This window comes from Bacillus sp. PK3-067 (assembly GCF_056738645.1).
Window position 1 is genome coordinate 4,610,142 of sequence record NZ_CP096490.1, and the last position, 25,541, is coordinate 4,635,682.

At 37.0% G+C, this 25,541-nt stretch carries 28 protein-coding genes and 1 other annotated feature; of the genes, 7 read left to right on the plus strand and 21 right to left on the minus strand.

Annotated features, from left to right (window positions below; genetic code table 11):
- Entirely contained in the window at positions 1-834 is an 834-nt protein-coding gene (locus M1D73_RS23735) for an EcsC family protein (protein WP_001256850.1), read from the minus strand.
- 137 nt (positions 835-971) lie between these two features.
- On the opposite strand from M1D73_RS23735, the gene M1D73_RS23740 reads away from it, so the two are divergent.
- Entirely contained in the window at positions 972-1,607 is a 636-nt protein-coding gene (locus M1D73_RS23740; RefSeq protein WP_001053729.1) for a DUF1796 family putative cysteine peptidase, read from the plus strand.
- A gap of 70 nt (positions 1,608-1,677) precedes the next feature.
- Complete coding sequence (locus M1D73_RS23745) at positions 1,678-2,112, plus strand: NUDIX hydrolase (RefSeq protein WP_000283500.1); 435 nt, start codon at positions 1,678-1,680, stop codon at positions 2,110-2,112.
- Positions 2,113-2,135: 23 nt separating this feature from the next.
- Here the strand turns inward: M1D73_RS23745 and ackA are convergent, their stop codons facing one another.
- The 5 genes from ackA to M1D73_RS23770 all read right to left on the minus strand — a co-directional run bounded on the left by ackA (position 2,136) and on the right by M1D73_RS23770 (position 6,495).
- On the minus strand, positions 2,136-3,329 hold the full coding sequence (gene ackA, locus M1D73_RS23750; protein WP_000034574.1) for an acetate kinase: 1,194 nt from the start codon (positions 3,327-3,329) through the stop codon (positions 2,136-2,138).
- Between the two features lie 299 nt (positions 3,330-3,628).
- On the minus strand, positions 3,629-4,615 hold the full coding sequence (locus M1D73_RS23755; protein WP_000084367.1) for a class I SAM-dependent methyltransferase: 987 nt from the start codon (positions 4,613-4,615) through the stop codon (positions 3,629-3,631).
- Between the two features lie 198 nt (positions 4,616-4,813).
- Positions 4,814-5,314 (minus strand): thiol peroxidase, encoded by a 501-nt coding sequence (gene tpx / locus M1D73_RS23760; protein ID WP_000024526.1) that lies wholly within the window; start codon positions 5,312-5,314, stop codon positions 4,814-4,816.
- A gap of 134 nt (positions 5,315-5,448) precedes the next feature.
- Positions 5,449-5,844, minus strand: a complete 396-nt coding sequence (ytfJ, locus tag M1D73_RS23765) for a GerW family sporulation protein (protein WP_000350003.1) — start codon at positions 5,842-5,844, stop codon at positions 5,449-5,451.
- A 12-nt stretch (positions 5,845-5,856) separates the two neighbouring features.
- On the minus strand, positions 5,857-6,495 hold the full coding sequence (locus tag M1D73_RS23770) for a DUF2953 domain-containing protein (protein WP_002164419.1): 639 nt from the start codon (positions 6,493-6,495) through the stop codon (positions 5,857-5,859).
- A 205-nt stretch (positions 6,496-6,700) separates the two neighbouring features.
- Between M1D73_RS23770 and M1D73_RS23775 the strand changes: the two genes are divergently transcribed.
- On the plus strand, positions 6,701-7,504 hold the full coding sequence (locus tag M1D73_RS23775; RefSeq protein WP_000785177.1) for an NAD kinase: 804 nt from the start codon (positions 6,701-6,703) through the stop codon (positions 7,502-7,504).
- Positions 7,505-7,656: 152 nt separating this feature from the next.
- Here the strand turns inward: M1D73_RS23775 and M1D73_RS23780 are convergent, their stop codons facing one another.
- From M1D73_RS23780 to M1D73_RS23815, 8 genes are all read right to left on the minus strand, one after another.
- Positions 7,657-9,225, minus strand: a complete 1,569-nt coding sequence (locus M1D73_RS23780) for an amidohydrolase (RefSeq protein WP_121868106.1) — start codon at positions 9,223-9,225, stop codon at positions 7,657-7,659.
- A gap of 71 nt (positions 9,226-9,296) precedes the next feature.
- A complete protein-coding gene (locus tag M1D73_RS23785; protein WP_000600350.1) occupies positions 9,297-9,728 on the minus strand; it encodes a VOC family protein in 432 nt (143 codons plus the stop codon).
- 102 nt (positions 9,729-9,830) lie between these two features.
- Positions 9,831-11,417 (minus strand): acyl-CoA synthetase MbcS, encoded by a 1,587-nt coding sequence (mbcS, locus tag M1D73_RS23790; RefSeq protein ID WP_000817774.1) that lies wholly within the window; start codon positions 11,415-11,417, stop codon positions 9,831-9,833.
- A gap of 196 nt (positions 11,418-11,613) precedes the next feature.
- Complete coding sequence (locus M1D73_RS23795; RefSeq protein ID WP_000091640.1) at positions 11,614-11,811, minus strand: alpha/beta-type small acid-soluble spore protein; 198 nt, start codon at positions 11,809-11,811, stop codon at positions 11,614-11,616.
- Between the two features lie 80 nt (positions 11,812-11,891).
- On the minus strand, positions 11,892-13,106 hold the full coding sequence (thiI, locus tag M1D73_RS23800; RefSeq protein ID WP_000922337.1) for a tRNA uracil 4-sulfurtransferase ThiI: 1,215 nt from the start codon (positions 13,104-13,106) through the stop codon (positions 11,892-11,894).
- 7 nt (positions 13,107-13,113) lie between these two features.
- Positions 13,114-14,256, minus strand: coding sequence for a cysteine desulfurase family protein (locus tag M1D73_RS23805; RefSeq protein WP_000638992.1), 1,143 nt, complete (start codon positions 14,254-14,256; stop codon positions 13,114-13,116).
- Positions 14,257-14,634: 378 nt separating this feature from the next.
- The gene (gene ezrA, locus M1D73_RS23810; protein ID WP_000377303.1) at positions 14,635-16,347 is read right to left on the minus strand and encodes a septation ring formation regulator EzrA; all 1,713 of its coding nucleotides are present in this window, start codon (positions 16,345-16,347) and stop codon (positions 14,635-14,637) included.
- A gap of 207 nt (positions 16,348-16,554) precedes the next feature.
- Positions 16,555-17,397: a LysR family transcriptional regulator gene (locus tag M1D73_RS23815; RefSeq protein WP_071740844.1), complete on the minus strand. Its 843-nt coding sequence runs from the start codon at positions 17,395-17,397 to the stop codon at positions 16,555-16,557.
- A 124-nt stretch (positions 17,398-17,521) separates the two neighbouring features.
- Here M1D73_RS23815 and M1D73_RS23820 point away from each other — a divergent pair, with 124 nt between their 5' ends.
- The gene (locus M1D73_RS23820; protein ID WP_061457762.1) at positions 17,522-18,466 is read left to right on the plus strand and encodes a DMT family transporter; all 945 of its coding nucleotides are present in this window, start codon (positions 17,522-17,524) and stop codon (positions 18,464-18,466) included.
- Between the two features lie 11 nt (positions 18,467-18,477).
- On the opposite strand, the gene refZ is transcribed toward M1D73_RS23820, so the two are convergent.
- Positions 18,478-19,116, minus strand: coding sequence for a forespore capture DNA-binding protein RefZ (gene refZ / locus M1D73_RS23825; RefSeq protein ID WP_121868107.1), 639 nt, complete (start codon positions 19,114-19,116; stop codon positions 18,478-18,480).
- A 147-nt stretch (positions 19,117-19,263) separates the two neighbouring features.
- On the opposite strand from refZ, the gene M1D73_RS23830 reads away from it, so the two are divergent.
- Positions 19,264-19,743 (plus strand): GAF domain-containing protein, encoded by a 480-nt coding sequence (locus M1D73_RS23830; protein WP_121868108.1) that lies wholly within the window; start codon positions 19,264-19,266, stop codon positions 19,741-19,743.
- 62 nt (positions 19,744-19,805) lie between these two features.
- Here the strand turns inward: M1D73_RS23830 and megL are convergent, their stop codons facing one another.
- Complete coding sequence (megL, locus tag M1D73_RS23835; protein WP_000726616.1) at positions 19,806-20,981, minus strand: methionine gamma-lyase; 1,176 nt, start codon at positions 20,979-20,981, stop codon at positions 19,806-19,808.
- Between the two features lie 399 nt (positions 20,982-21,380).
- Between megL and rpsD the strand changes: the two genes are divergently transcribed.
- Entirely contained in the window at positions 21,381-21,983 is a 603-nt protein-coding gene (gene rpsD / locus M1D73_RS23840; protein WP_000135315.1) for a 30S ribosomal protein S4, read from the plus strand.
- A gap of 54 nt (positions 21,984-22,037) precedes the next feature.
- Here rpsD and M1D73_RS23845 read toward each other — a convergent pair whose 3' ends face one another.
- Positions 22,038-22,166, minus strand: a complete 129-nt coding sequence (locus tag M1D73_RS23845; protein WP_000050944.1) for a hypothetical protein — start codon at positions 22,164-22,166, stop codon at positions 22,038-22,040.
- Between the two features lie 165 nt (positions 22,167-22,331).
- On the opposite strand from M1D73_RS23845, the gene M1D73_RS23850 reads away from it, so the two are divergent.
- Positions 22,332-22,619: a YjdJ family protein gene (locus M1D73_RS23850; RefSeq protein ID WP_002198228.1), complete on the plus strand. Its 288-nt coding sequence runs from the start codon at positions 22,332-22,334 to the stop codon at positions 22,617-22,619.
- 78 nt (positions 22,620-22,697) lie between these two features.
- Here M1D73_RS23850 and tyrS read toward each other — a convergent pair whose 3' ends face one another.
- The 4 genes from tyrS to M1D73_RS23870 form a co-directional block, all read right to left on the minus strand.
- On the minus strand, positions 22,698-23,954 hold the full coding sequence (tyrS, locus tag M1D73_RS23855) for a tyrosine--tRNA ligase (RefSeq protein ID WP_000512080.1): 1,257 nt from the start codon (positions 23,952-23,954) through the stop codon (positions 22,698-22,700).
- A gap of 70 nt (positions 23,955-24,024) precedes the next feature.
- Positions 24,025-24,253 (minus strand) — a binding site (T-box leader).
- Positions 24,254-24,330: 77 nt separating this feature from the next.
- Positions 24,331-24,576, minus strand: coding sequence for a hypothetical protein (locus tag M1D73_RS23860; RefSeq protein ID WP_001293787.1), 246 nt, complete (start codon positions 24,574-24,576; stop codon positions 24,331-24,333).
- A complete protein-coding gene (locus M1D73_RS23865; RefSeq protein WP_481157970.1) occupies positions 24,557-25,102 on the minus strand; it encodes an RNA polymerase sigma factor in 546 nt (181 codons plus the stop codon). Before M1D73_RS23865 ends, M1D73_RS23860 begins: the two co-directional genes overlap by 20 nt.
- On the minus strand, positions 25,083-25,538 hold the full coding sequence (locus M1D73_RS23870) for a hypothetical protein (RefSeq protein WP_078186239.1): 456 nt from the start codon (positions 25,536-25,538) through the stop codon (positions 25,083-25,085). Before M1D73_RS23870 ends, M1D73_RS23865 begins: the two co-directional genes overlap by 20 nt.
- Positions 25,539-25,541: the final 3 nt, after the last annotated feature.

The following is a 25,541-nucleotide window of genomic DNA, read 5'->3' on the forward strand; positions in this document are numbered from 1 at the left end:
TTATGCTCTTTTTTCTTTCTCGACTATATGGCGCACTTGATAAAATCTATTTGCAAATTCAGTAACGTTTCTTGTTAAACGATAATTCACTGTAGATCCAATTGCCATTCCAATTACCGGTATACCTTGGAATAATTTACGACGAAGAGCATAAATCGAAAATGTCTTCAAAATTTGTTTTAACACAACCTCAGTAGAAGCTGTTTGTAGCACTGCTTCGTCTCCTTCGTAAAAGAACGAATCTTCTTGCTCCAGCTCTTGCAATAAATTGTACCATGCATATTGCTGAAGTCTTCCTGGTAGTAATGACGCATGAAACACCTTTAACGCAAGCATCATTTCATACGGCTTGTTCACATCATGTCCAAATGATGTTGCAATAAGTTGGACTGCCTTCACATTTAACGCGATCATAACCGGAAAATCCGCCGTTAATAATAATAAACCTCCAGCACCTGTTGCCCCACCTTGTACAAATGAATATAGACGATGACGTGCTGTTTGCTGCTCTGCTATGTATGTTAATTGATCAATAGATAATGCTTTCAAATCTTCAAGCTGTTCAATCGATTCATCAAATAACCTTGATGTTCCTAAAATCCGATTACGTGCATCTAACTGTGCTTGTGAACTTTGAATAAATGCATGCAAATGAAAGAGCCATCCATCTGCTTTCGTGAAGAATTCTTTTCGCTTTTTCTCAGGTAATTTCGCAACTGTAGCATGTAACCATTTATCAAACACTTTTTGAAAATCGGTCGCTTCTTGCTCAACTAATTGCGCTTCCCATTCTTTTATATTGTCTAAAATGGCTTGTTCTCGCTTCGATCGCATCGTAACAACCACCTCGTTCGATTTTTTTCTATTGTAACATATTTCTGCTTATTCTTTGCAAATATGCTTGTCTATCTTTATTCACATACCATTTTTGAATGGCATAAAATATTAACAAAAAGGATGAGATAAATCACATGAATCTATCCGATATAAAAAAAGAATATAATGCGGTATTCAGCTTAGGACAAAACTGCTGGCCCGCTTGGGCATTATATCAATTAGAATTATCACCATTTTTTGGCGTTATTGATTTTATGCTAAGTCCCTCATTAGAAAAAGTGAATGTATTATTACAAAATCGATTTGACCGCTTTTTAAATTTCGAAAATTTATCCTTCATCTCATTTTGGGATGATGATGCAAAATTAAGATTAAGGGACAACCTTTATGAAATTGACTCCTGTCATGACTTTAAAACAGATGTAAACACACCAACTTCTTGGCCTTCTTATACAGAAATTAAGTTAAACTATGAACATCGTATTAATCGTTTTCTAGCTACAATTGAAACGGCAGAATCCATATTATTTATTCGAACTGGAGGAACATATGAAGAAGCATGTTCCCTAGAACAAATTTTATCTCAAATCGTTACACATACATTCTCTGTCCTGTTACTAATTCCTGCCGATATACCAACTATCACCCAAGAAGATTGGGGATTACAACGTATTTGCGTTATGAAATGTCCTATTATGGATGTATACCAATACAATGAAGCATTTTGGAAAGACTTATTTGATGGAATTACAGTTAGACCGCACACTTAAATACACGATACTTTTATCACACCATACATTATAATCGTCCTTATACAAAACAAATAAGGAGTGATTCTATATGTATCCACGTGCAAAAGCTTTCGGTCTTGCTGTACATCAAGATCGCCTTCTCGTACAAGAATATTATACAGAAGGCGAAATATATTATCGTCCTCTTGGCGGTTCAATTGAACTTGGCGAAAAATCAGCACATACTGTTATTCGGGAGTTTAAAGAAGAGCTTCATACGGAGATAGAAATCACCAATTATTTAGGGTGTTTAGAAAATGTCTTTCATCTCGATGGAGACATTGGTCATGAAATCATTCAACTATATTCTTTGCGTTTATTAGACACGTCACTATATGAAATGAAAATATTAAATATACAAGATGAAGAAACAGTAGCGTATGCGAAATGGATTCCTATTACGGCATTCATTCAGAAAGAAAAAATATTATATCCAGATGGAGTTTTAAAATACATCCAAAAGAAAAAAGACGAAATCCTATAGGATCTCGTCTTTCTTTTCATATATTAACCAATATCTCCAAGACGTAGTACGTCACGAGCAATCATAACTTCTTCGTCAGTTGGAATTACGATAATTTTTACTGGAGAGTGTGGGAAGTTGATGAATGCTTCTTCACCGAATACGTTATTACGTTTTGCATCGAAGTATACGCCCATGTACTCAAGGCCTTCTAATACGCGCTCACGAATAATCGCACTGTTTTCACCTACACCAGCTGTGAAGATGATTGCGTCTACACCTTTCATACGAGCAGTGTAAGAACCGATGTATTTGTGGATACGGCTTACGAATACATCAAGTGCTACTTTCGCACGGTGGTCGCCTTCTTCTTCTTTCGCAATGATGTCACGTAGGTCACTAGAGTAACCAGTAAGACCTAACATACCACTCTTCTTGTTTAATACGTTAACTACTTCTTCTACTGTTTGGCCTGTTTTTTCCATGATGTATGGAATTAACGCAGGGTCAAGGTTACCAGAACGTGTACCCATTGTTACACCAGCAAGTGGTGTGAAGCCCATAGAAGTATCGATAGATTTACCGCCTTCTACTGCTGCGATACTTGCACCGTTACCTAAGTGACAAGAAAGTAAGCTTAAGCTTTCAATTGGACGACCTAATAATTCAGCCGCACGCTCAGTTACATATTTATGAGAAGTTCCGTGGAAACCGTATTTACGGATGCCGAATTTTTCATAGTACTCATATGGTAAGCTGTATAGGAATGCAGATTCCGGCATTGTTTGGTGGAATGCTGTATCGAATACTGCTACCGCTGGTACGTTTGGTAATACTTCTTGGAATGCTTTAATACCAACAACGTTTGCTGGGTTATGAAGTGGTGCTAAATCGCTTAATTCTTCGATATCAGCTAATACTTCATCAGTAATTAAAACAGAGTCAGCAAATTTTTCGCCGCCGTGAACAACACGGTGACCGATACCGCCAATCTCATCTAGAGATTTAACGATTCCGTTTTCAGTTAACTTTTTAAGAAGCATATTAACTGCTACTGCGTGATCTGGAATGTTTGTAATTTCTTTTTGTTTTTCGCCATCTACAGTAATAGTGAAGATACTATCTTCTAAACCGATACGTTCTACTAAACCTTTTGTTAATACTGTTTCACTTGGCATTTCAAATAATTGGAATTTTAAGGAAGAGCTTCCTGCGTTAATCGCGATGATTTTTGACATCTAGTCTTTCGCCCCTTTTTCTCTTGGTAGTTGTGTGGATGTTTCCACAAACCGCTCGATTTTATCTGATCAAATTCACCAAATATGAAAACGTTTCATCATTAGCAAATTTTATACTCACGATTTTAATTTAAACATCGTCCGACATATATTTCAAGTGAAAAAATTGTAACACCAAGAAAAAATATATATTACAGATTTCAAAAAAATTCAGTTAAATCTTGTATATATTTAAAAATATGACATATTATATAAAACTGTACTACATGAATCACTAATGCTGTTACATATACCCAGCTTTATTTATGTGTTGCAAACCAAGTATTTAATTGATCCATAATGTCTTCCATCGCCTTCATGTTAGAGAATTTAGGCAACTCCACTAATAATGCCTGTTTTGGCATTGTTACATTAGCGCCTTTCTTTTGGAGAACAAATATACTTTTTGCATTTTTCTCGTTTTTAAACATGGAAACAGGAAGCTGTAATAACCCTTGAATAAAGCATGTTTCTTTAATAAATGCATGTAATTTTGGTGCCTGGTCACTTTCAAAAATGAAGTTTGGTACTAAGAAGAATAAGTAACCGCCCTCTTTCGTATGTTTCACACTTTGTTCAATAAATAAGTGATGGGCATACGACATTCCTTCATCTGCTTTTAATTTATATTCACTTGCACCGATTTCGTTTGGATAATAACCAACCGGTAAGTCTGAAACGACTGCATCAACTGGATCGATATAAAGTGGTGCTAGTCCATCTTGATGGAAGAATTCGATTGCATGCTTTTGTAAATTTGCATTTACTAAAGCAAGTTTAATTAGCACTTCATCCACTTCTACACCAAATCCACTCATTGTTAGTCCTTCTTTGGCGCTATTAAACACTGTAGTCATTAAATTACCTGTTCCAATTGCAGGATCTAAAACTGTGATCTCGTTTTGACCTTGCATAAATTTATGGAATAAGTAACTCATGAACATTCCAACTGCATCAGGCGTCATTTCATGATTCGCTTGTACGCCTTCTTTCATTCCTTTTAAGATGGCTAACTGAAATGCTTTACGAATTTCTTCACCTTTATATGTTTCTTCATTAAACGTACTATATTCACGATTCAGCCTTTCAATTGCTGATTCGGATAATTCCTCTTGTAAAATCGCTCCCTCAAACAAGTTATCACCTGTTTCTACAAGCGCCTCTAAATATGTTACATCTAATTCTTTACGTAAAACTACCGCAGAAGAATCAAAAATAGAAAATAATGTTTCTACTGTCTGACTCACGTACATTCCTCCTTCTCTCTTTTACACATAACTTATATCATACCACAAAGTGATTTTTTCCAAAAAGAAAAAGCGACCTCCTGTAAAGAGCTCCCCTTTAGTTATATATGATATAACGTTTTTTCTCATATATCGATGCTGTTACAGAGCAATATATGAGAAAAAACGACCTCTTTATAAGAGGTCATTCTCTTCACATTACTTCGCAGATTTAGCTGCTTCTAATGCTTCTTCATAGTTTGGATGGCTTGTACCTTCGCTTACGTATTCTGCGTAAACTACTTTGTCATTGCTATCTACTACGAATACTGCACGAGCAAGTAAACGAAGCTCTTTCATTACTAAGCCATAAGCTTCACCGAATGAAAGGTCGCGGTGGTCAGAAAGTGTAACAACATTTTCTAAACCGTTTGCTGCACACCAGCGTTTTTGAGCGAATGGTAAATCAGCGCTAATTGTTAATACTTTCGCGTTTTCAATACCTGCTGCATCTTGGTTAAAACGACGTGTTTGTGCATCACACACACCTGTGTCGATTGAAGGTACAACACTAATTAATTTCACTTCGCCTTTGTATGTTTCTAAACTTACTGGAGATAAGTCGTTTGCTAATACTTGGAAGTTTGGCGCTTGATCGCCAACTTTAACTTCTGTTCCAACTAAAGTCATTGGATTACCTTTAAAAGTTACGTTTGCCACTTGAAAATCCTCCCTTATTTAAACAAAATATGTACAATGTAAATGATAGTTTGTCCCTATCGATAATGCAAATAAAATCGCTTTATTTACAAAAAAATTAAAGAAGCTAACCTATTGATTAGCTTCTTTATTCGTTAAATTTGAAATTCAGGATCATCTTCTTTTCGTTTATCCATCATTTCTTTCACTTTATCAACAGCTTGTGGCGCTAATTCAATTATTTTATCGATGACGTGTGTTTGTTTATCTAAGTGCAATACTTTCACACCATCTCCATTTATAACAAGAAAGGCAACAGGATTAATAGAAACTCCTCCACCACTTCCCCCGCCAAATGGATGACGGCCTGAATGTTCTACTTTACCAAATTCACTTCCACCAGCAGCAAATCCGAAACTTACTTTCGAAACTGTAAGAATTACGCTTCCATCTGCCGCTTTAATTGGGTCACCAACAATTGTATTTACATCAGTCATTTGTTTTAAATGCTGCATTGCTGTTGTCATTAAACCTTGGATTGGATGGTCCATTCTATATCCCCCCTATGCTTGAACAGATTTTTCTGTCATACCAGATCTTTGTCTTCTCATAAATACGAGTAATTTGACGCCAGTTTTTATAGCGCGGAATATACGAAAAGATGCTGTTAACTCGCATCTTGATGCAAATCCTTTCCCTTGAAAAACTGGGGTAATTTCAAATTCTGGTACGTCGACAATATGCATATATTGTCCGACAACTCCAGCAGCCATACCTTTTGTCCCCCATGCATATCCAGTGACAATTCCAGTACTAGCTGCATCGCCTGCTCCAATTTGTGTATGCCATTTCCAACCATTGATTTTCACTCGTTTGAGAAAATCTTTAACAATAGTATGAACTTCTTGAAGCTTTTTTATCAGTTCACCAATGCTGTCAAGTTGCGCCATAATTTTATTATCGAGTCCGCCGTCCTCTTCAGCTTTTTCGATTTTCTGTCCTGTCTTTTTCTGCTGTTTTTCAATTCTTTCCAACACATCAAATGTATATCGAATCATCCATATTTTCACTTGAAGCAAACATTGCTTTTCCATTTCTGAATATAAAAATGTCACCTTAAGCTTTATTTTCGACAATAGTATAAACAAAATAAAAAGAAGAAGAATTATTATTCCAATTACGAGCCACTTCATACGTATCATCCTTTCACTCCGTACCCATTATCGACAAGTTTATTCATCGTTAAACAGAGTTTTATAAGATTGAATATAAAAATTTTTCTAAAAATAAAAAGGTATTTTGACAATTTATATCGAAATATATTATTTGAACATATCATCAGGGAACGGACTCTAATGATATGTAGCACGAAAAACAGAAAATTTAACTGCAGTGGAGGGATACATAATGGCAGATCGTCGCAATTTATTTTTCTTTTATGGTGATGACAAAGCAACGCTCGTTGAAAAAATGAAACCAATCTATCGTATTTTAGAAGAGAATGGATTTACCATATTAGATCATCCAAAAAATGCAAACGCTATCGTCAGTGTTGGAGATGATGCAACCTTCTTACAAGCCGTTCGTAAAACTGGTTTTAGGGAAGATTGCTTATATGCAGGGATTTCTACGAAAGATGAAATTTCGTTCTACTGCGATTTCCATATTGATCACGTTGATACAGCCCTTCAAGAAATTACAAAAAATGAAATTGAAGTGCGAAAATATCCAACAATTCAGGTAGATGTAGATGGCAGTACATCTTTCCATTGTTTAAATGAGTTCTCATTACGTTCTAGCATTATTAAAACATTCGTTGTAGATGTTCATGTTGATGATTTATATTTCGAAACATTTAGAGGGGACGGTTTAGTTGTTTCTACCCCAACAGGAAGTACTGCTTACAATAAATCATTGCATGGTGCAGTTGTTGACCCGCTTATCCCATGTTTCCAAGTAAGCGAACTAGCATCTTTAAACAACAACACTTACCGTACGCTCGGTTCACCTTTCATTTTAAATCACGAACGTACATTAACTTTAAAACTAAGACCAGACGGTAACGATTATCCTGTTATCGGCATGGATAACGAAGCGCTTAGCATTAAACAAGTGGAAAAAGCTGTTGTACGCTTAAGCGATAAACAAATTAAAACAGTTAAATTAAAAAACAATTCTTTCTGGGAAAAAGTACAGAGAACGTTTTTATAAGATTAAAATAACCGCAGAATTATGAAATTCCATAATTCTGCGGTTATTTATTTCCCCCGATTGACGCGAACAATACTCTCTTACTATCCGGCCGTTATTCTTGTCAGTTTTTGTCGGTAATTCGATATATTCCGAAAACCGCTCATATATTTTTACGCATCTTTTCTATAGACAACTTGGCCATCTATTACGGTCATTTCTGCTTGTACTTCTTTTATTTCTTCTGCCTCAATTTCAAAAATATTGCGGTCTAATATTGTAAAATCTGCTTCATATCCTTTTGTAATTTGCCCTCGCTTCGCTTCTTCTCCGATTGCATAGGCACTTCCTGTTGTAAATAAAGAAACAGCCTCATATACCGTTAATCTTTCCTCAGGCATATAGCATATACCGTCAATAAAACTTCTACGTGTAACAGCGCTATATATGCCTAGAAACGGATTTACTTGTTCAATGGGAGCATCTGAGCCACCGTTGCAGTGTAATCCTGCCTCCAGTAACGTCTTCCAAGCGTACGCATAACGAAGACGGTGCTCGCCTAGTTTTTCAATGACTGACGGAAAATCTGATGAAAGAAAGACTGGCTGTATATCGATAATGGCTTGCAAGTTTTTCATTCTTTCTATCAACTCTTCACGAGCAAGCTGACAATGAATAATGCGGTCACGCACCCCTTCTGCTGGTGGATATAATTCGAGTGCATCAATGACATATTCAAGCGATAAGTCACCGATAGTATGAATCGCAACTGGCATATGTAGATCTCGTGCTTTCTTTACTAATTCCGCAAGTTCTTCACGTGAGAAAATCGCAACTCCATTTGTTTCCTTCGCATCTTCATACGGTTCACTTAATAATGCTGTTCTTCCGCCAAAAGAACCGTCAGAGAAAATTTTCATTGCTCCAAATTCAATACAATGTTCATTTTCATATTCTTTTCGTTCATGTGCTACTTCATGGTGAACGAGCAAATGGGCTTTAAATGGCATTTCTTTTATAACGTGAGAAAACGCATTATATGTTTTTCTAAAACCACCATAATAATTTAAATCTTCCGTATGCCCGCCAACAAGTCCGTATTTCCAGCAATCTTTAATCGCTGTTTGCAGAGCTCTTTGTAAATAAGCTTCATCAATTTCTGGCTGAACATGTTTAATTAATTCTTGCCCTTGTTCATATAAAAGCCCTGTTAACTTATTTGATGAATCCCTACCAATTTTCCCGCCTTTTGGATCTTCTGTCGCTGCTGTTATATTCGCTTCTTGCAGTATGTATGCATTCACCCATGTAACGTGACGACAAACTCTCTTTAGTAAAATGGGATGTTCTTTCGAAATTTCATCTAAATCACGCGCGTGAACATCTTTTGTATCTGTAAAGTTATTTTCATTCCATCCTTCTCCAATAATCCAAGAGCCCTTTGGAGCTTCTTCCACTCGCTTCTGAACAAGAGTAAGCACTTCGCCATAAGATGTGCAATTTGATAAATCTAAACGAAGCAATCTCTCCCCATGCCCAATAAGGTGCATGTGGCTATCAACGAGACCTGGAATCATCGTTTTGCCTTTTAAATCGTGCAATGTAACCGCGGCATATTGGTTTTCTAACTCTTCTTTACTTCCAACATCAACGATCGTACCGTTTTCAATGTAAACAGCGTCCACTTTTTCATTTTCTTCTCTCACTGTGTAAATGGTGCCGCCATACCAAATTTCTCCCATATATCCCATCTCCTTTATTTTTTATTGTATAAAAAAAAGCACCATTTCAAAACATGGTGCTTTTCTAAAAATTACTTTTGTTCAGTAGTAGATGTTGTAACTTGCCATTCAATATTAAATTTATCTTTTACTTGTCCGTATGCTGGGCTCCAGAATGTTTCTTGAAGTGGCATGATAACTTCTCCACCTTCTTGTAACTTATCGAATACTTCTTTTGCTTTTTCTGCATTACTAATTTGAATTGCGATTGTTACTTGAGATCCGATTGCATGCCCTTGACCTGGGAATGTATCAGAAATCATAAGATCCGTATTACCAACTTTTAAAGTAGCGTGTAAAACGCGCTCTTTCGCTTCAGCTGGAATCGGGTATTCTGGATTTTCAGGCATGTCACCAAAAGTTTGCATAACTTCTACTTTTGCATCTAAAGCCTCTTTATAAAACTGTACAGCTTCTTGCCCACTACCATCTAAAACTAAGTACGGATTAATACCTAAAATCATACGGACACCTCTTTTTTAAGTTTATAAAATCGAACTTGTGTTCGTTTTTATATTATCATTGTTTTGCATTTCATTCAACTATTTACTTCACTGTTTTCAAAATTATTTTGACGGAATCTCCATCTCTTGTTTTCTAAGTTCAATACGGCGAATTTTTCCAGAAATCGTTTTTGGTAGTTCATCTACAAATTCAATTTTGCGAGGGTATTTATATGGTGCAGTGAGTTCTTTGACGTGTTGTTGGAGTGTTGGAATTAATGTTTCTTCGTTCTTTTCTATATTCTCTCTTAATACGATAAATGCCTTCACGACACTTCCACGAATTTCATCAGGACTTGCGACAACTGCACATTCTCTTACGTACGGATGTTTTACAAGAGCATCCTCTACTTCAAACGGCCCGATTGTATAACCAGAACTAATAATGATATCATCACCGCGCCCTTCAAACCAGAAGTAGCCGTCTTCATCTTTCTTCGCTTTATCCCCTGTAATATAATAATCACCGCGGAATTGCATCGCTGTACGTTCATCGTCTTTGTAATATTGTTTAAAGAGGGCTGGCGTTTCAATGTGAACTGCAATATCACCAACCTCGCCTACTTTAACTGGAGTACCTTCCTCATTTACGATATCGACGTGGTTACCTGGCGTTGGTTTCCCCATTGATCCTGGTCTAATATCCATCCCTTTCATTACACCAACAAGTAATGTATTTTCCGTTTGCCCATAGCCGTCTCTTACTGTAATATGAAAGTGCTTTTGGAATGTTTCAATGACTTCTCTATTTAACGGTTCTCCTGCGGATACAGCGCTATGTAATGCCTCTAAATTGTACTGACTTAAATCTTCTACCTTTGCCATTAATCTATACTCAGTCGGTGTACAACAAAGCACATTCACCTTATTATCGTCTAATAAATTCAGGTACGTTTTCGGTTCAAACTTACCGTGATATACAAACCCTGTTGCCCCTGATCCTAAAGTTGCTAAAAACGGGCTCCAAATCCACTTTTGCCAGCCTGGACTAGCTGTTGCCCATACAATATCATTCTCTTCAATTCCGAGCCAATTTGGAGCGCTCGTACGTAAATGAGCGTATGCCCACGCATGTGTATGAACGACACCTTTTGGATTTCCTGTCGTTCCTGACGTGTAAGATAAAAAGACCATATCTTCTTTATCTGTCTTCGCCATTTCTAACATGTCACTCTCTGTTTCTAACGCTGTTTTTAAATTAACCCATCCATCTACTGACTGCTCGCTCAGGACAAATTTTCGAAGAGATTCCATCGCTTCTATATCATCAAACTGCCTAATATACGGCTCATAGCTTACTATCGCTTTTACTTCTCCATGTCCAATTCGATATTCTATATCTTTTTTACGTAACATTTCCGAGCTTGGAATTACGACAAATCCTGCTTTAATAGCAGCAATATACGTCATGTACGCTTCAATTAAACGCGGCATCATAATGAGAAGCTTGTCCCCTTTTTGCAAACCACTTTTTATAAAAGCGTTTCCAATTTTATTCGCACCTTGCATTAATTCAGCGTATGTAACTTCCCTTCGATTCCCTTTATCATCTTGCCAAATTAAAGCTAACTTCCCTTTATCACCTGTATATTTCTCTATTTCAGAAACTAAATTATAAGACGGTGGCGCCAACAATTCTTCTCGCTTCATAAAATATCCTCCCTTTTCTTTATGCCTCCTTTATATAATAAAGAATTTTCAGTTAATTTTGAACCCTCTTCTTTTGACAAATTTTTCAGTTCTGTCGAATTAGTAAACGAAATTACATCGACTTACCGACAAATAGCGACACAACACAAAAAAGAAAGAGCGGGAGAACCCGCTCTTTCTAAGCCATCATATGGGATTATTTTTGGTAACCGCCTAATTGTTGCTCAGCTAGTGAAACTAGACGTTTAGTGATTTCACCACCAACAGAACCGTTAGCGCGAGCTGTTGCATCAGCTCCAAGTTGAACACCAAACTCTTGAGCGATTTCGTATTTCATTTGGTCTAATGCTGATTCAGCACCAGGAACCGCTAATTTATTTGTGCTACGTGACATGTTATATCACCTCCTTGTGAGTATAGAGTGTGATAAATAACATGACTTCATACACGTTTTAGATATGGTAATTTATGGTTTTAGAAAAGTTCTTCAAATTTTTCTTCTTCCGCCACTACTTCTACCGTTTGTAACACCATTGTTTCTTTGTTCGCTACAGCTTCATCGATTAATGGTGTGAAATCGTATTTCGCTTCAAAACGATTTGCTTTTTCACGTTTCGGCTTCGTCGCTGGGCTTGCTGGTGTGAATACAGTACAGCAATCTTCATATGGACGAATTGAAATATCATACGTGCCGATTTCTTCAGCGATTTTAATAATCTCTAATTTATCCATCGTAATAAGCGGACGAATAACTGGGTAGTTTGTTACTTCGTTAATCGTATGCATACTATCTAACGTTTGGCTTGCTACTTGTCCAAGACTTTCACCAGTCGTAATTGCAAGTGCGTTACGCTCCTCAGCAATACGTTCTGTAATACGCATCATCATACGGCGCATAACCGTCATTGAATAGCTAGATGGGATTTCTTTATTAATCGTTTTTTGCACTTCTGTAAACGGAACAAGGTGAAGCGTTACTCGTTTACAATACTTCGTTAACTCTTGCGCTAAATCGATTACTTTTTGTTTTGCACGCTCACTTGTGAAAGGTGGACTATGGAAGTGAACTGCTTCCACAGATACGCCGCGTTTCATCGTTAAGTAAGCTGCTACTGGGCTATCAATACCACCAGAAAGAAGTACCATTACTTTTCCGCCAACGCCAACTGGTAAACCGCCAGCTCCCATACGCTCATCGCACATGATATAGCTATAGCCACTGCGGATCTCTACACGTACATTTACATCTGGATTATGAACATCTACTGTAATATCTTCTGTATTTTCTAGAATGTGTCCGCCAATCTCAGGTAATAATTCCATCGTTCTCATTGGGAAATGCTTATAAGAACGGTGTACAGTAATTTTAAATGTTTTCACATCACCTTTTACTTGTAAGAAAGCTGCTAACGCACCTTCTTTAATGTCTTCTAATTCTGATGGTACTTTCATCGCTAAGTTAAATTTATGAATACCGAATACATCCTTCAATCTTTCAGAGACTGCTTCATGATCTTCACCATTTAACTGGATGTACATACGATCATGTGTTGCATCGATTTTAATATTTGGGAATTTTTTCAGTTTGAACTTCACGTTATCTTTTAATGTGCTTACAAACTTAGAACGGTTCTTACCTTTTGTCGTCATTTCTCCGTAACGCACTAAAATATATTCATATTTCAACATAATTTCTTTACCTCATCACTTCATATAATTTTGGCATCGTCTCTTTTACAATACCTTCAAATTGTTTTACTTCTTCCATTGTGTTTTCTGGTGCCAAACTAATACGAATAGCGCTTGCAGCTGCTGCATGCGGCACTCCCATTGACACTAACACTCTGCTCACTTCATTTGCTTTTGAAGAACAAGCAGATTTCGTTGACACATATACACCGTGTTCTTCTAAAGCATGAACGACTACTTCTGGTTTTAAACCAACAAATGATACATTTAAAATGTGCGGTGCTGCATATGCAAGCGACGTGTTAATCGTTACATCTTCCATCTCTTTAAAGAAACGAACAAGCTCTGCTTGTAAACTTTGCAAATGAGCTACCTTTTCTTTCACTTGTTCCATTGTCATGCGAAGTGCTTTCACCATCGCTACAATGCCAGGTAAATTCTCTGTACCAGAGCGATACTTAAGCTCTTGTTGACCACCTGATAAAATCGGATCTAATCTTACGCCATCGCGTACATAAAGAAGACCCGTTCCTTTTACACTGTGGAATTTATGTCCAGATATTGAGCAAAGATCAATATGAGAAGCATATAAATCAAGCGGTACTTTCCCTATCCCTTGTACATGATCTACATGGAATCTTATTTTCGGATGATTCGATAATAACGTTCCAATTTCAGCAACGGGCTGAATTGCTCCAGTTTCGTTGTTCACATGAATAATTGACACAAGAATCGTATCTTCACGAAGTGCTCGTTTCACATCTTCTACCGACACAACACCATGCTCGTTAACCGGTAAATATGTTACATCAAACCCGAGTTCTTCTAATTGCTTATATGCCTCAAACACAGACGCGTGTTCAATATTTGTTGTAATGATATGTTTGCCGCGCGAACGATTCCTCATCGCTATCCCTTTAATCGCAAGGTTATTCCCTTCTGTTCCACCTGATGTGAAAATAATTTCAGAAGGTTTAACACGAAGAAGCTGCGCTGCAATCGTTCTTGATTGTGTTAATAGACGCTCTGCCTCTCCTCCAAGCGAATGAATAGAAGAAGGATTACCAAAATATTTCCCAGCAACCGTCACGTACGATTGAAGAGCTTCTGGATACGGCTTCGTCGTCGCACTATTATCAAAATAGATCATCGTTCTTCCCCTTTCAGCGCTATCACATCGTATAATCATATCATAAATACGTGTCATTACGCTAAGACTACGCAAAGGTTCCGTTTTATCTCGATTGGTGAAGGCTAATAATTGTCGAGGATGCCCTCCTATTACAGTTTCACTTTATCCCGCATGAACGGGCAATAAGACTCTCACCTCAAAATCCAGTTAGAGCAAAGAAGTTAGGTAGGAGTCGGGCTGTCCGTAAATGCCCGATTGGTGATGGCTAGTAATCAATGGGGATGAATCCTCCTACTGATTACAGTTTCACTTTATTTTGAAACGAATAACCTTGCTGTATTCCGCTATTCATTATAGCAACATCGTCTGCAAAATTACACAAAAAAACAAACCCTTTTATGAAAGGGTTTGTTCATTGTCTACATATTCAGCTATTTTTTGAACAACGCCAGGTTCAAGTTGCTCTAATACTGAAGCCGCTTGTTCTAAAGCTGCATCATATTGATATTCACGGAATAATTTCTCAGCATAATTTAAACTTTCTGCTAGGTTTTCATCATGACTACGGTAACGGTTACCGTACTGAATTAATTTTTCCACTAAATATGCTTGTCCAATTAACTCTTCTGTCATTTCAGCCACACCGTTCACAGTTGTGTATGCTTCTTCTAAACTGCTATTTACAGCGTTCATATTTAACGGCTTCACTTCTAATTGTTCATATACAGCTTGCATTGCCATTTGCCCTCTTTTTAAATCTTCCATAATACTCTCTGGAAGACCTGGCAAATTCGACTTTTGCATAAAGCGTTTCGTTTCGAAAATAGTATTTCGCATTTCTTGTAACTTCTCACGTGCTTCAAATTCTTCTTTGCGCATCGCTTGCAGCATTTCTTTATATTCTGCATGAAGTACTTTTAACGTTTCACATTGCTCATAAACCTCTTCTAGTTCCTCACGAATAATAGAGAAGGCAATATCTTGTTCTGCAACGCGTAATTGTAGCATTTCAAAACGTTTCGTTAAAATGTGCATTTGCTTTTCAATTACTTTTTGAGACTCAATGTCTTTATCTTGTAACTGATAGCTTTGTTTTACAAGTTGTGTTTCTGTTTTCGTTTCAATCGTTTCGATACGCATTTCTTCTAAGTCATCGTAAACAGAAAGTGTTTTTTGCTCCACATAATGTCTCGCATGTACTTCTTGTTCCAATTGATCGTAGAAGCCATCTAAACGTGTTTTTAAATTTTCTACTTTTTCAGCCGCTTCTGTTATATGAAGCTCCTGTATATCCATTAAACATGTTTGTAGTTGTTTCGTCATATCGCGAACTTCTTTAGGGACTTCCAAATAATCTAATACATAACCTTGTCTTACCATATCATTATGTCCGTGTAATAAATCTTCCAGCTGAACTGGTAACGTCGCTTGACACTCTACCAATAAATCTGGAATTTGGTGAATAATGATTTCTAAATCTGCTAAACCTTCTTCCAAACTAATAACAATTTCTCTCGCTTTTAAATAGTCGCCATTGTTTGTTGCTTCTTCAAAGGTTTTAAATTTCTCAGATTCAGCGTCTAGCATCTCTTCGATTTTCTGCTCTGCTGCTCCATACATATGTCTATGAGCAAGAACACTCTTTTTCATACTACGATATGTATCACGTAACCCTTCAATTTCCGAGCTATTTTTCTCATGGCTTTCTAACAATTGCTGTAATTCATTTAAAATGTCCGTAATACGATTATCAGCGTCATCTAAACCACTTATGGATTCGTTCATCGCATGCTTTGCTTTTCGGAAGGAGAATTGCGAGGCGAATTTTCGCGCTTGCGCTAAATCTTTGTCAGCTTTCGGAAGGGTTGTTGATACAATTTCATCCCATTCTTCACGCCATTTACCAAACAGTTCTTCTGTTTGACCCGTCATGTTTAAATCTTTTACCCGTTTTAGTTCATCTGCCACAGGTTTATCTTTTATCTCTTGTTTCCACTGCTCCAGTGCTTCAATATCTTTATATGAACGATTTCTTATCACAAGCTCTATCATGAGCAGCACTAGAATAGAGCTTACTACAATGATAACGATCGTCAGGATAGAATCCATGCAAAAAAGCCTCCTAGTTATATCTCTTTTTTTGTCCGTTCCGTTTATGAAATGGAAGGCATTATGTATAAAAAGGGAATTCCCCTATATTTAACAACTAACAATGTACTAATCATACCATGTAATGGTTTGTTTTTGACCTAGTTTTTTTTAAAATTTCATGTTTCTTTCAATGTGATTGTAATCTTTCTCAATATTCCGCCTACCTCACTCCCTATCCTCAAATGATTGTAATAACAAACAATCTTTCGTATGGGATACGAAATAAATTTTCCGCATGAGTGGTGGTTCAACAGAAATTACATGTACATTTCCTTGCCTTACAGACTGCTCTACTGCCCTTTCTGGAAGTAACGTGATACCAAGGCCAGCTTTTACCATTGCAAGCATCGGTTCTGCGTAAGATGTTTCCACAGCTATAGTTGGTTTTACACCTATTTCATGAAACATGTTCATAATCATTTTCCTTACATCACATATTTCTGGATATACAATTAATTTTTCATTGTGCAGCTCTTCTATTTGAATGACTATCTTCTCTTTGTACGGATGATTATTTGAAACGGCACAAACAATTTTCTCTTGTTGCACTTCTTTTATATACGTAGCACCTTCTACTACTGAATCGATGAACATCGCGTCAATCTCCCGCGCTTTAAATAAATCTCTTAATACTTCCGTATGCCCGATTTGCCATTCCACTTCGAACTCATCACCTAATATATTTTTACATTCTGATATGTAATGCTCCGCTAAACTCGGTAGTATACCAATTGAAAACTTCCGGTTCTCTTGATACCCCCTCATTTCTGTTTTCACTTCATTTATTTGCTCCAAAATCGGTAACATTCTTTTTATAAATAACTCTCCTGCCTCCGTTAACTCTACTCCTTGCGCAGAACGTTTAAGTAAAGTAACCTCTAAATCCGCTTCTAACTTTTGAATTTGTTTACTAAGCGCTGGTTGCGATATATGTAAAATCTTACTTGCCTTTGATAAACTTCGCGTATGCTTCACTTCAATAAACGATCGTACTGCCTCCAAATCCATCGTACACACCTCTAACAAAAAGTTATAACCGTTATAAGAAATCGATATTTCCTCCTATAAACAATTACTCTTTATACTTATTTCATCAACTTACTATAACGAAATGTAAAGGGGAAAGATACTCTTGAACAAAAAACAAATGCTACTCGGATCCTTTCTATGCTTACTCGCCGTCACTGCCTGGGGATTTATGTTTCCTGTAATGGCAAGTGCTCTGCAATTTATCGATCCATTCTTCTTCACAACGCTTCGCTATGGATCAGCAGCTATTATTTTTCTTATTTTGCTATTAATTACTGAAGGAAAGACTTCACTCCGCTTAGAAAAAAGAACACTTTCTCTATTCTTTTACGGGACAGTCGGTTTCGCGGGGTATGGTTTTCTCGTTTTCTACGGACAGCAACTTGCCGGACCTTCCGGAGCAATCCATGCAGCTATGATTCAATCCCTTATGCCACTGATTGCCTTATCACTGCAATGGATAACCCAAAATCGCCGCCCACAAAACTATACATTCCTTTGTATGTTCGTTGCATTACTTGGCGTTATGCTTGTCATTTCAAAAGGAAATATTGAATTACTATTTGGAGCTGCAAGCCACTTATCAACAAATATATTGATGCTATGCGGCGTTACTTGCTGGGTCATTTATACAAACGGGGGTGCTCGTTTTCAATCTTGGTCACCACTTAGGTACACGACATTAACTTGTTTATTTGGCTCCATTTCACTCATCGTTATTGTTACTTTCTTAACGTACACAAATATAGTTACTATGCCGTCACTGCGTACAGTTGTGAGCGTTCGTTTTGAGCTCTTTTATATGTCGATTATCGCAGGCGTTATCGCTGTATTTTGCTGGAATATGGGAAATCGCTATATTTCATCTATTAACGGCATATTATTTATGAATTTAGTTCCTATCCTTGCACTGATCGGTTCTATCTTTCGAGGTTATACAGTCGATAAAATTGAAATCGCTGGAGCTGCATTAACAATTATAGCGCTATTATGTAACAATTTATGGCAAAGAAAAGTAAACATAAAAATCCCCACCTCAGTTCGTTAGGTGGGGATTCTTCACATATGAACAGCTCTTGGCCATTCATGGTACATATTCGCCTTACATAATGCTTGTCCCATCCATTGCTCAATCTCTTTCGTGTACATTTCTATGAAAAATGTCTCAGACGGGAAAGAATGCAGTACTTCTGATATATATTGTGGATATAAAAACGGCATATTTATCATACCTTTTAATTGCGTCATAAACATTGTAAATGATACTTTCTGAAATTCTTTTTTCATTTGTCCTTGTCTAATCATTTGTTCTATATAATATCTTTCTTTAGAAAAATAAACGGTCATCACTTCACGAATTAATGTCGTATCAAGCGAAAGCTCTCGGTAGAAGAAACGTGTTAGTTCTCTATTTTCAAATTGATATCGTAAAATCCCGCGCACCATTTGCACCATCACATCTTTAGCCGACAAATACTCTCTCTGTTCAAACGACATTTCAATCACATGAATATATCCTTCTAAAAAATCAGTAATAAGCTGTTCTAATAAACCTTGCTTCCCAGCAAAATAATATGAAATATTCGCTACATTCACATCCGCTCGCTTTGCAATGTCTCGCACCGATGTTCCATCATACCCTTTCGTATTAAACAACGATATTGCCGCATCAATTACTTTTTGTTTCGTCTGCTTCATGCGCTCACTTCCCCTCACTGAACAGCTATAGTTTAAATTTCTTGACTTTTAAGACAAATTCCTTTAATTTTCTATCGACAAAGTCATGTGAAATACATCGTATTTTGCTAATATTTTACACATCTCGATAAAAAAGGAGCTGTTTCCATGTTTACTAAAGAAAGTTATGCAGGATCTCGCGTGCAGCAATATGAGACAGTAATTAAACAACTGGATGCGTTATTAACTGGCGAATCAAACGTAGTCGCAAACTTATCAAATGCGTCCGCATTATTAAACCAATTTTTAGATCGCGTTAATTGGGTTGGCTTTTACCTAACAGAAGGAAATCAGCTTGTCCTTGGACCGTTCCAAGGAATGCCTGCTTGCGTACGCATTCCATTTGGACGAGGCGTTTGCGGCGTAGCAGCTGAAACGAAAACAACACAGCTTGTAGCAGACGTTCACCAATTCCCAGGTCACATCGCTTGCGATAGTGCTTCTAATTCAGAAATCGTTGTACCGATTGTGAAAGAAGGAGCTGTCATTGGTGTACTTGACATTGATAGTCCTGAAAAGAATCGTTTTGATGAAGTAGATCAGCGCTATTTAGAAAAGTTTGTGGAAACACTCCTAAAACATATGTAAAAAGAAAAGAGCGAGTTATCGATTTAGTACGCCCTGTACAAAACCGATAGCTCACTCTTTTTTCATTGATTTACAGTAGATATTTTCTTTAATGCCTGCTCTAAATCAGAAACGATATCCTCCCACGATTCTAAACCGACTGATAAGCGTATTAAATTATCGAAAATGCCCATTTCTTTTCTTAGTTCAGCTGGAATCGCAGCGTGCGTCATCGTTGCTGGATGCTGAATTAACGTTTCTGTATCTCCTAAACTCACCGCAATTGTAATAAAGTGAAGATCATTAATAAACGCTTGCGTCTCTTCTTTTCCGCCTTTTACTGAAAAAGAAATAACACCGCCCCCGCGTTTCATTTGACGAGATGCTAACTCCCCTTCTGGATACCAAACACCTTCTACCGCATCATGTTTTCTTAGGAACGATACAATTTTTTCTGCATTATCACAATGACGATCCATTCTTACTGCTAACGTCTTTAACCCGCGTAATAATAACCACGCATCAAACGGTGCCATAATACCGCCGATATCCTTTCGCATCGGGCGAATCTTTTCAGCTAATGCTTTCGTTTTACAAATTGTTACGCCTGCTACAACGTCACCGTGACCACCAATATATTTTGTCGCACTATGCACAACAGCGTCACAGCCAAGCTCAAGCGGTCTTTGTAAATAAGGTGAACAAAATGTATTATCAACAATAACAAGTAAGCCATTTCGCTTTGCAACCCGAATCACTTGTTTTAAATCAATTAATTTCATTGTCGGATTAATCGGTGTTTCAACGAAAATAAGCTTTGTATTTGGGCGAATTTTATTTTCAATATCAACCTCTGTCTCCATATCACAAAACGAATGCGTAATCATAAATTTTTCTTCTAACACTTCTAAAAAACCGTACGTGCATCCATATAATCCATTTGAACAAATAATATGATCTCCAGCTTTTAGAAAACCGATTAACGTTGCTGAAATAGCTGCCATACCAGATCCGAAGGCAAGTGCTTCTTCTCCTCCTTCTAACACCGCCATACGTTCTTCAAATAATTTCACAGTTGGATTTCCAAGCCGTGAGTAAATATAAGATGGATCCACTCCCGCAAAACTCGCCTCTCCTTGCTGCGCAGTCTCAAATGTAAATGTAGAAGTTTGAAATAAAGGTGGTGTTAAACTTCCTTTATGTTCCTCAGGTGTATAACCGTAATGAATTAACGCTGTCTCCATATGCTTCTTTTTCATAAAAACATCCCCCTTATGTTTTTATTGCCGCATATTCATCCATAAAAATTTGATGAACGTTTTCCTTCATTTCATGTAAGCGTTTTATTTGTGTTTCTATCTCTTCTTCTATATTGTTTTAAATTCCTTCTTATATTAATTTCCAAAATTTATATGCATAAAACAAAAACGTACTCGCTTGACGAAACTCTGGGTAAAAGATATAATAGCGTTTGTGTAAAATAAAAAGGCAGCCTTGTAATGTGAGTTTATCGTTTGTATTTTGTTCCTCTACGGAGGTGTATCTCGTAACTCCCTGCTGCTGGAGCGAAGGTACATGAAAACAAAATGCCCGTAAATATCGATTACGTCTGTTTTTATTTTACGTAAATAAAAACATTTTTAAAGGAGGAGTCAACTATGGCTCGTTATACAGGTCCAGCTTGGAAACTGTCTCGTCGTCTTGGAATCTCTCTAAGCGGCACAGGAAAAGAATTAGAAAAACGCCCTTACGCACCAGGTCCTCACGGTCCTAACCAACGTAAGAAACTTTCAGAATACGGTTTACAATTACAAGAGAAACAAAAACTTCGTCACATGTACGGCATGACTGAGCGTCAATTCCGTCGCACATTTGACCAAGCAGGTAAAATGCCTGGTAAGCACGGCGAAAACTTCATGATCCTTCTTGAAGCTCGTCTTGACAACTTAGTTTACCGTATGGGCTTAGCTCGCACTCGTCGTGCAGCTCGCCAATTAGTAAACCACGGTCACATCATGGTTGATGGCGCTCGCGTAGATATCCCATCTTACCGTGTAAAACCTGGTCAAACTATCAGCGTTCGCGAAAAATCTAACAGCCTTGTTGTTGTTAAAGAAGCGATCGAAGTTAACAACTTCGTACCAGAATACTTAACTTTCGATGCTGACAAATTAGAAGCTACTTACACTCGTCACGCTGAGCGTGCTGAGTTACCAGCTGAAATCAACGAAGCATTAATCGTAGAGTTCTACTCTCGTTAATGACAAAAAGCCAATCCTGTGGATTGGCTTTTTTCGTTTATATATAAAATAAAATTATTTATTTTCCTCTTTTTGAACATATACATAAGCATCTTTCTGCTCTTTATGTACATCCACCTTCGAATTCTCTGCAAGCTGACCCGCATTTAGCAAAGAAAAAATAATGAGCGCTTCTAGTGACATTTTGTTTTACCACTCCTTTCTATTTGTTATACATTTATCATACCGCTTACATGTGATTTCCGTATGAACTCGAAAAGGAGATTACAACAAAAAGGTTACAGGCCTATGAATGCACGCTATAATAACCATTAAATAGGAGGTGGATTCTTTTTGACAATAAACCAAATGGTTCAACTCGGAAGTTCATTTATGCTATTTATTACTTCAGCACTGATGAGTTGGTATCAAGGGAGTAATTTAATAGATAATCCTGATGAATGGAAATATAGCGCTAAGTTTACGAATTACTTCAAAGGCACCGTTTCAAATTACCAAGATATTTATCAAATCGATTTCTTTATATATGCAGCAAAATTTTATCCAACAGCATTTATCGTTATGCTAGTTAGTTTACTTTATATGCTCATATTAATTCTTTATATTCTATTTTCAAAAAAAGATCCGGCGATTTAAATCCATACATAAAAAACCCCGAATCATAAACTTTTCAGCCTATAATTCGGGGTATTATTTGTTTATATTCGTTTCTAATTAGTAACGAATTAAGAAATATTTCTTTTTACCGCGGCGAATGATTGTGAATTTACCCTCGATGCGGTCGTTTTCTGTTACAACGTAGTCTAACGCTTGTATACGCTCACCGTTTACGTAGATTGCGCCGTTCGTTACATCTTCACGTGCTTGACGTTTTGATGGAGAGATTTTACTTTCTACAAGTAAGTCGATTAATACTGTATCTTCTGCAGTACGTTCTACAGATGGTACGTCTTTGAATCCTTGTTCGATTTCGCTTGCAGTTAGTTCTGCTACAGAACCGCTGAATAATGCAGCTGAAATTTTGATTGCTTGCTCTAATGCTTCTTCACCGTGAACAAGTTTTGTCATTTCAGAACCTAATGCTTTTTGTGCTGCACGTTTTTCTGGCGCTTCAGCTACTTGCTTTTCAAGCTCAAGAATTTCTTCATGAGATAAGAATGTGAAGTATTTTAAGTATTTAACAACATCGCGGTCATCTGTGTTAATCCAGAATTGGTAGAACTCGTAAGGAGTTGTTTTCTCTGGGTCTAACCAAATTGCGCCACCTTCTGTTTTACCAAACTTCGTACCGTCAGATTTAGTAACAAGTGGAATTGTTAAACCGAATGCTTTCGCATCTTCTTCTGATTTACGGATTAATTCAAGACCCGCTGTAATGTTACCCCATTGGTCACTACCACCGATTTGTAGGCGACAATTATGGTGTTGGTATAAGTTTAAGAAGTCGTATGATTGTAAAATCATGTAACTGAACTCAGTGAATGAAATACCAGTTTCTAAACGAGATGCTACTGTATCTTTTGCTAACATATAGTTTAAACCGAAGTTTTTACCGATATCGCGTAAGAATGAAATTACATCTAAGTTACCAAGCCAATCATAGTTGTTAGCCATTGTTGCTGGGTTGTCCACGTTTTCAAACTCTAAGAAGTTTGAAAGTTGGTTTTTAATGCTTTCTGTGTAGTAAGCAACTGTATCTTTCGTATTTAATGTACGCTCTGCTTTTTTACCACTTGGGTCACCGATCATACCAGTGCCACCGCCAACAAGTGCAATTGGTTGGTGACCAGCTAATTGGAAACGACGTAACATTAATACTGGTAACATATGACCAATGTGTAAGCTATCTGCTGTCGGATCGAAACCACAGTATAATTTAACGCTTTCTTTTTCTAATAATTGCTCAAGTCCCTCAGCATCTGTTTGCTGATTAATTAGACCGCGAAATTCAAGATCTTGTAAAATACCCATATCCTACATACTCTCCTTTAAGTTCATTACTGGCGTGAAGGTTGAAAACATAAAAAAATCGCCCCTTCAAATAAGGGACGATTTTGATTATCGCGTTACCACCCTAGTTGCAGGCAAAAAAAGCCTACCACCTTATTTACATAACGGCTTAGCACCGTCTTTTCCCTTTTGAATACAATTCAATCGAAAAAAGATGCTCTAGGGGCGTAATTCGCGATCATCTATGTGCTGATTTTCACCGGCCATCAGCTCTCTAAAACAGGGAAATGATCACTACTTCTCCCTTTCCACGCTCAATTATTCATATACTTTTCTTTATACCATCATTTATATAGGCATGTCAAATAGAGGTCAGGTTTCCCTTCTTGTCAATCCTTTACAACACCATAAAGAGTATCGTAATAAGAGAAAGAATTGGAACCCCAACTAATAACGATACATGAAACACAATCGATAAATCATTCCCAATGGTCGCCTCCACAGGATCTTTCGTTGGGGAACCAAGAAACCCGATTAATCGATCGAATCGACTTACCGTTTTTGGAAAGTCTGGTATTTCTACATGATCACTATCTAAATGTTGCTTTAACTTATATTCACTCTTAAAGGGATTTTCGCTCAATTTCGTCCACCTCCAGCAATTGTTTCAATTTCTTTATCCCGTTATGAAGTCTCGATTTCACCGTTCCAATCGGAATGTTTAATATCTCTGCAATTTCTTTTTGCTGCATGTCATGATAATAAGAAAGGATTAGGACCGCTCTTTGCTCTTCTGGAACTTTCAAAATTGCTTCTCTTACTGTGAGCCGATCTTCGTGAGAAAATTCTTTTTCCGGAATCGGCACTAAAAATGGCAAAAGCGTACGCCACTTTTTTCTCCTATTTAATTTATTAATCATAAGACGATAACCAATTTGAAATAAATACGTTTTTATTTTACCTTTTTCAAGTTCATACATATTTTTCTTACGCTCTAGCGTCAAAAACGTATCTTGCACAAGATCGATACTTAATTGTTCATCTCGGTTAAATCGATATAAAAATGTGTATAGCGCTGGTTTGATTAAAACATATAGTCTTTCTCCCGCTTGTTTATCTCCACTTTGATACGCAAGCATGAGCTCCTCCTCAATCCCAATCTGCGCCATGATTTTTGATCTCCTTTATTCCTTTTAACGTTAATGAAATACGGGAAATTAAATATGCAATCGCAATAAAAATCCACAATTGTGATTGATTTGTAAAAAATTGCACATATGGGTTTTGAATCGTAAATCCCATTGCAACTAAAGTATTTAACGCTTGCACACATATGCATGCATACAACGCAAGGCAGACAGAAATAGTGTCAAATACATTCCAGCGAAAATACACTTTTGTTTTTGTAAAATCAATTTTATATCCATTTTTCCGTACTATATGTTTTCTATCAAATGGAATAATGATTGAAAACAGAACACTCATTATAACTCCAGCTGTAAGCATTGATACTCTATATCCAATTGGTATCGGTAAGAAAAGACCACAAGAAAATACGACTATAATTCCAAGTAAAGCAAAAGCAAGAAGTAATTTATTAGACATATA

Coding starts and splice junctions, on each gene's coding strand:
- M1D73_RS23735 (WP_001256850.1), bottom strand. CDS start 834: ATGCGATCGAAGCGAGAACAAGCCATTTTAGACAATATAAAAGAATGG.
- M1D73_RS23740 (WP_001053729.1), top strand. CDS start 972: ATGAATCTATCCGATATAAAAAAAGAATATAATGCGGTATTCAGCTTA.
- M1D73_RS23745 (WP_000283500.1), top strand. CDS start 1,678: ATGTATCCACGTGCAAAAGCTTTCGGTCTTGCTGTACATCAAGATCGC.
- ackA (WP_000034574.1), bottom strand. CDS start 3,329: ATGTCAAAAATCATCGCGATTAACGCAGGAAGCTCTTCCTTAAAATTC.
- ytfJ (WP_000350003.1), bottom strand. CDS start 5,844: ATGGACCATCCAATCCAAGGTTTAATGACAACAGCAATGCAGCATTTA.
- M1D73_RS23770 (WP_002164419.1), bottom strand. CDS start 6,495: ATGATACGTATGAAGTGGCTCGTAATTGGAATAATAATTCTTCTTCTT.
- M1D73_RS23775 (WP_000785177.1), top strand. CDS start 6,701: ATGGCAGATCGTCGCAATTTATTTTTCTTTTATGGTGATGACAAAGCA.
- M1D73_RS23780 (WP_121868106.1), bottom strand. CDS start 9,225: ATGGGAGAAATTTGGTATGGCGGCACCATTTACACAGTGAGAGAAGAA.
- M1D73_RS23785 (WP_000600350.1), bottom strand. CDS start 9,728: ATGATTTTAGGTATTAATCCGTACTTAGTTTTAGATGGTAGTGGGCAA.
- mbcS (WP_000817774.1), bottom strand. CDS start 11,417: ATGAAGCGAGAAGAATTGTTGGCGCCACCGTCTTATAATTTAGTTTCT.
- M1D73_RS23795 (WP_000091640.1), bottom strand. CDS start 11,811: ATGTCACGTAGCACAAATAAATTAGCGGTTCCTGGTGCTGAATCAGCA.
- thiI (WP_000922337.1), bottom strand. CDS start 13,106: ATGTTGAAATATGAATATATTTTAGTGCGTTACGGAGAAATGACGACA.
- M1D73_RS23805 (WP_000638992.1), bottom strand. CDS start 14,256: ATGATCTATTTTGATAATAGTGCGACGACGAAGCCGTATCCAGAAGCT.
- ezrA (WP_000377303.1), bottom strand. CDS start 16,347: ATGGATTCTATCCTGACGATCGTTATCATTGTAGTAAGCTCTATTCTA.
- M1D73_RS23815 (WP_071740844.1), bottom strand. CDS start 17,397: ATGGATTTGGAGGCAGTACGATCGTTTATTGAAGTGAAGCATACGCGA.
- refZ (WP_121868107.1), bottom strand. CDS start 19,116: ATGAAGCAGACGAAACAAAAAGTAATTGATGCGGCAATATCGTTGTTT.
- M1D73_RS23830 (WP_121868108.1), top strand. CDS start 19,264: ATGTTTACTAAAGAAAGTTATGCAGGATCTCGCGTGCAGCAATATGAG.
- megL (WP_000726616.1), bottom strand. CDS start 20,981: ATGAAAAAGAAGCATATGGAGACAGCGTTAATTCATTACGGTTATACA.
- rpsD (WP_000135315.1), top strand. CDS start 21,381: ATGGCTCGTTATACAGGTCCAGCTTGGAAACTGTCTCGTCGTCTTGGA.
- M1D73_RS23845 (WP_000050944.1), bottom strand. CDS start 22,166: ATGTCACTAGAAGCGCTCATTATTTTTTCTTTGCTAAATGCGGGTCAG.
- M1D73_RS23850 (WP_002198228.1), top strand. CDS start 22,332: ATGGTTCAACTCGGAAGTTCATTTATGCTATTTATTACTTCAGCACTG.
- tyrS (WP_000512080.1), bottom strand. CDS start 23,954: ATGGGTATTTTACAAGATCTTGAATTTCGCGGTCTAATTAATCAGCAA.
- M1D73_RS23865 (WP_481157970.1), bottom strand. CDS start 25,102: ATGGCGCAGATTGGGATTGAGGAGGAGCTCATGCTTGCGTATCAAAGT.
- M1D73_RS23870 (WP_078186239.1), bottom strand. CDS start 25,538: ATGTCTAATAAATTACTTCTTGCTTTTGCTTTACTTGGAATTATAGTC.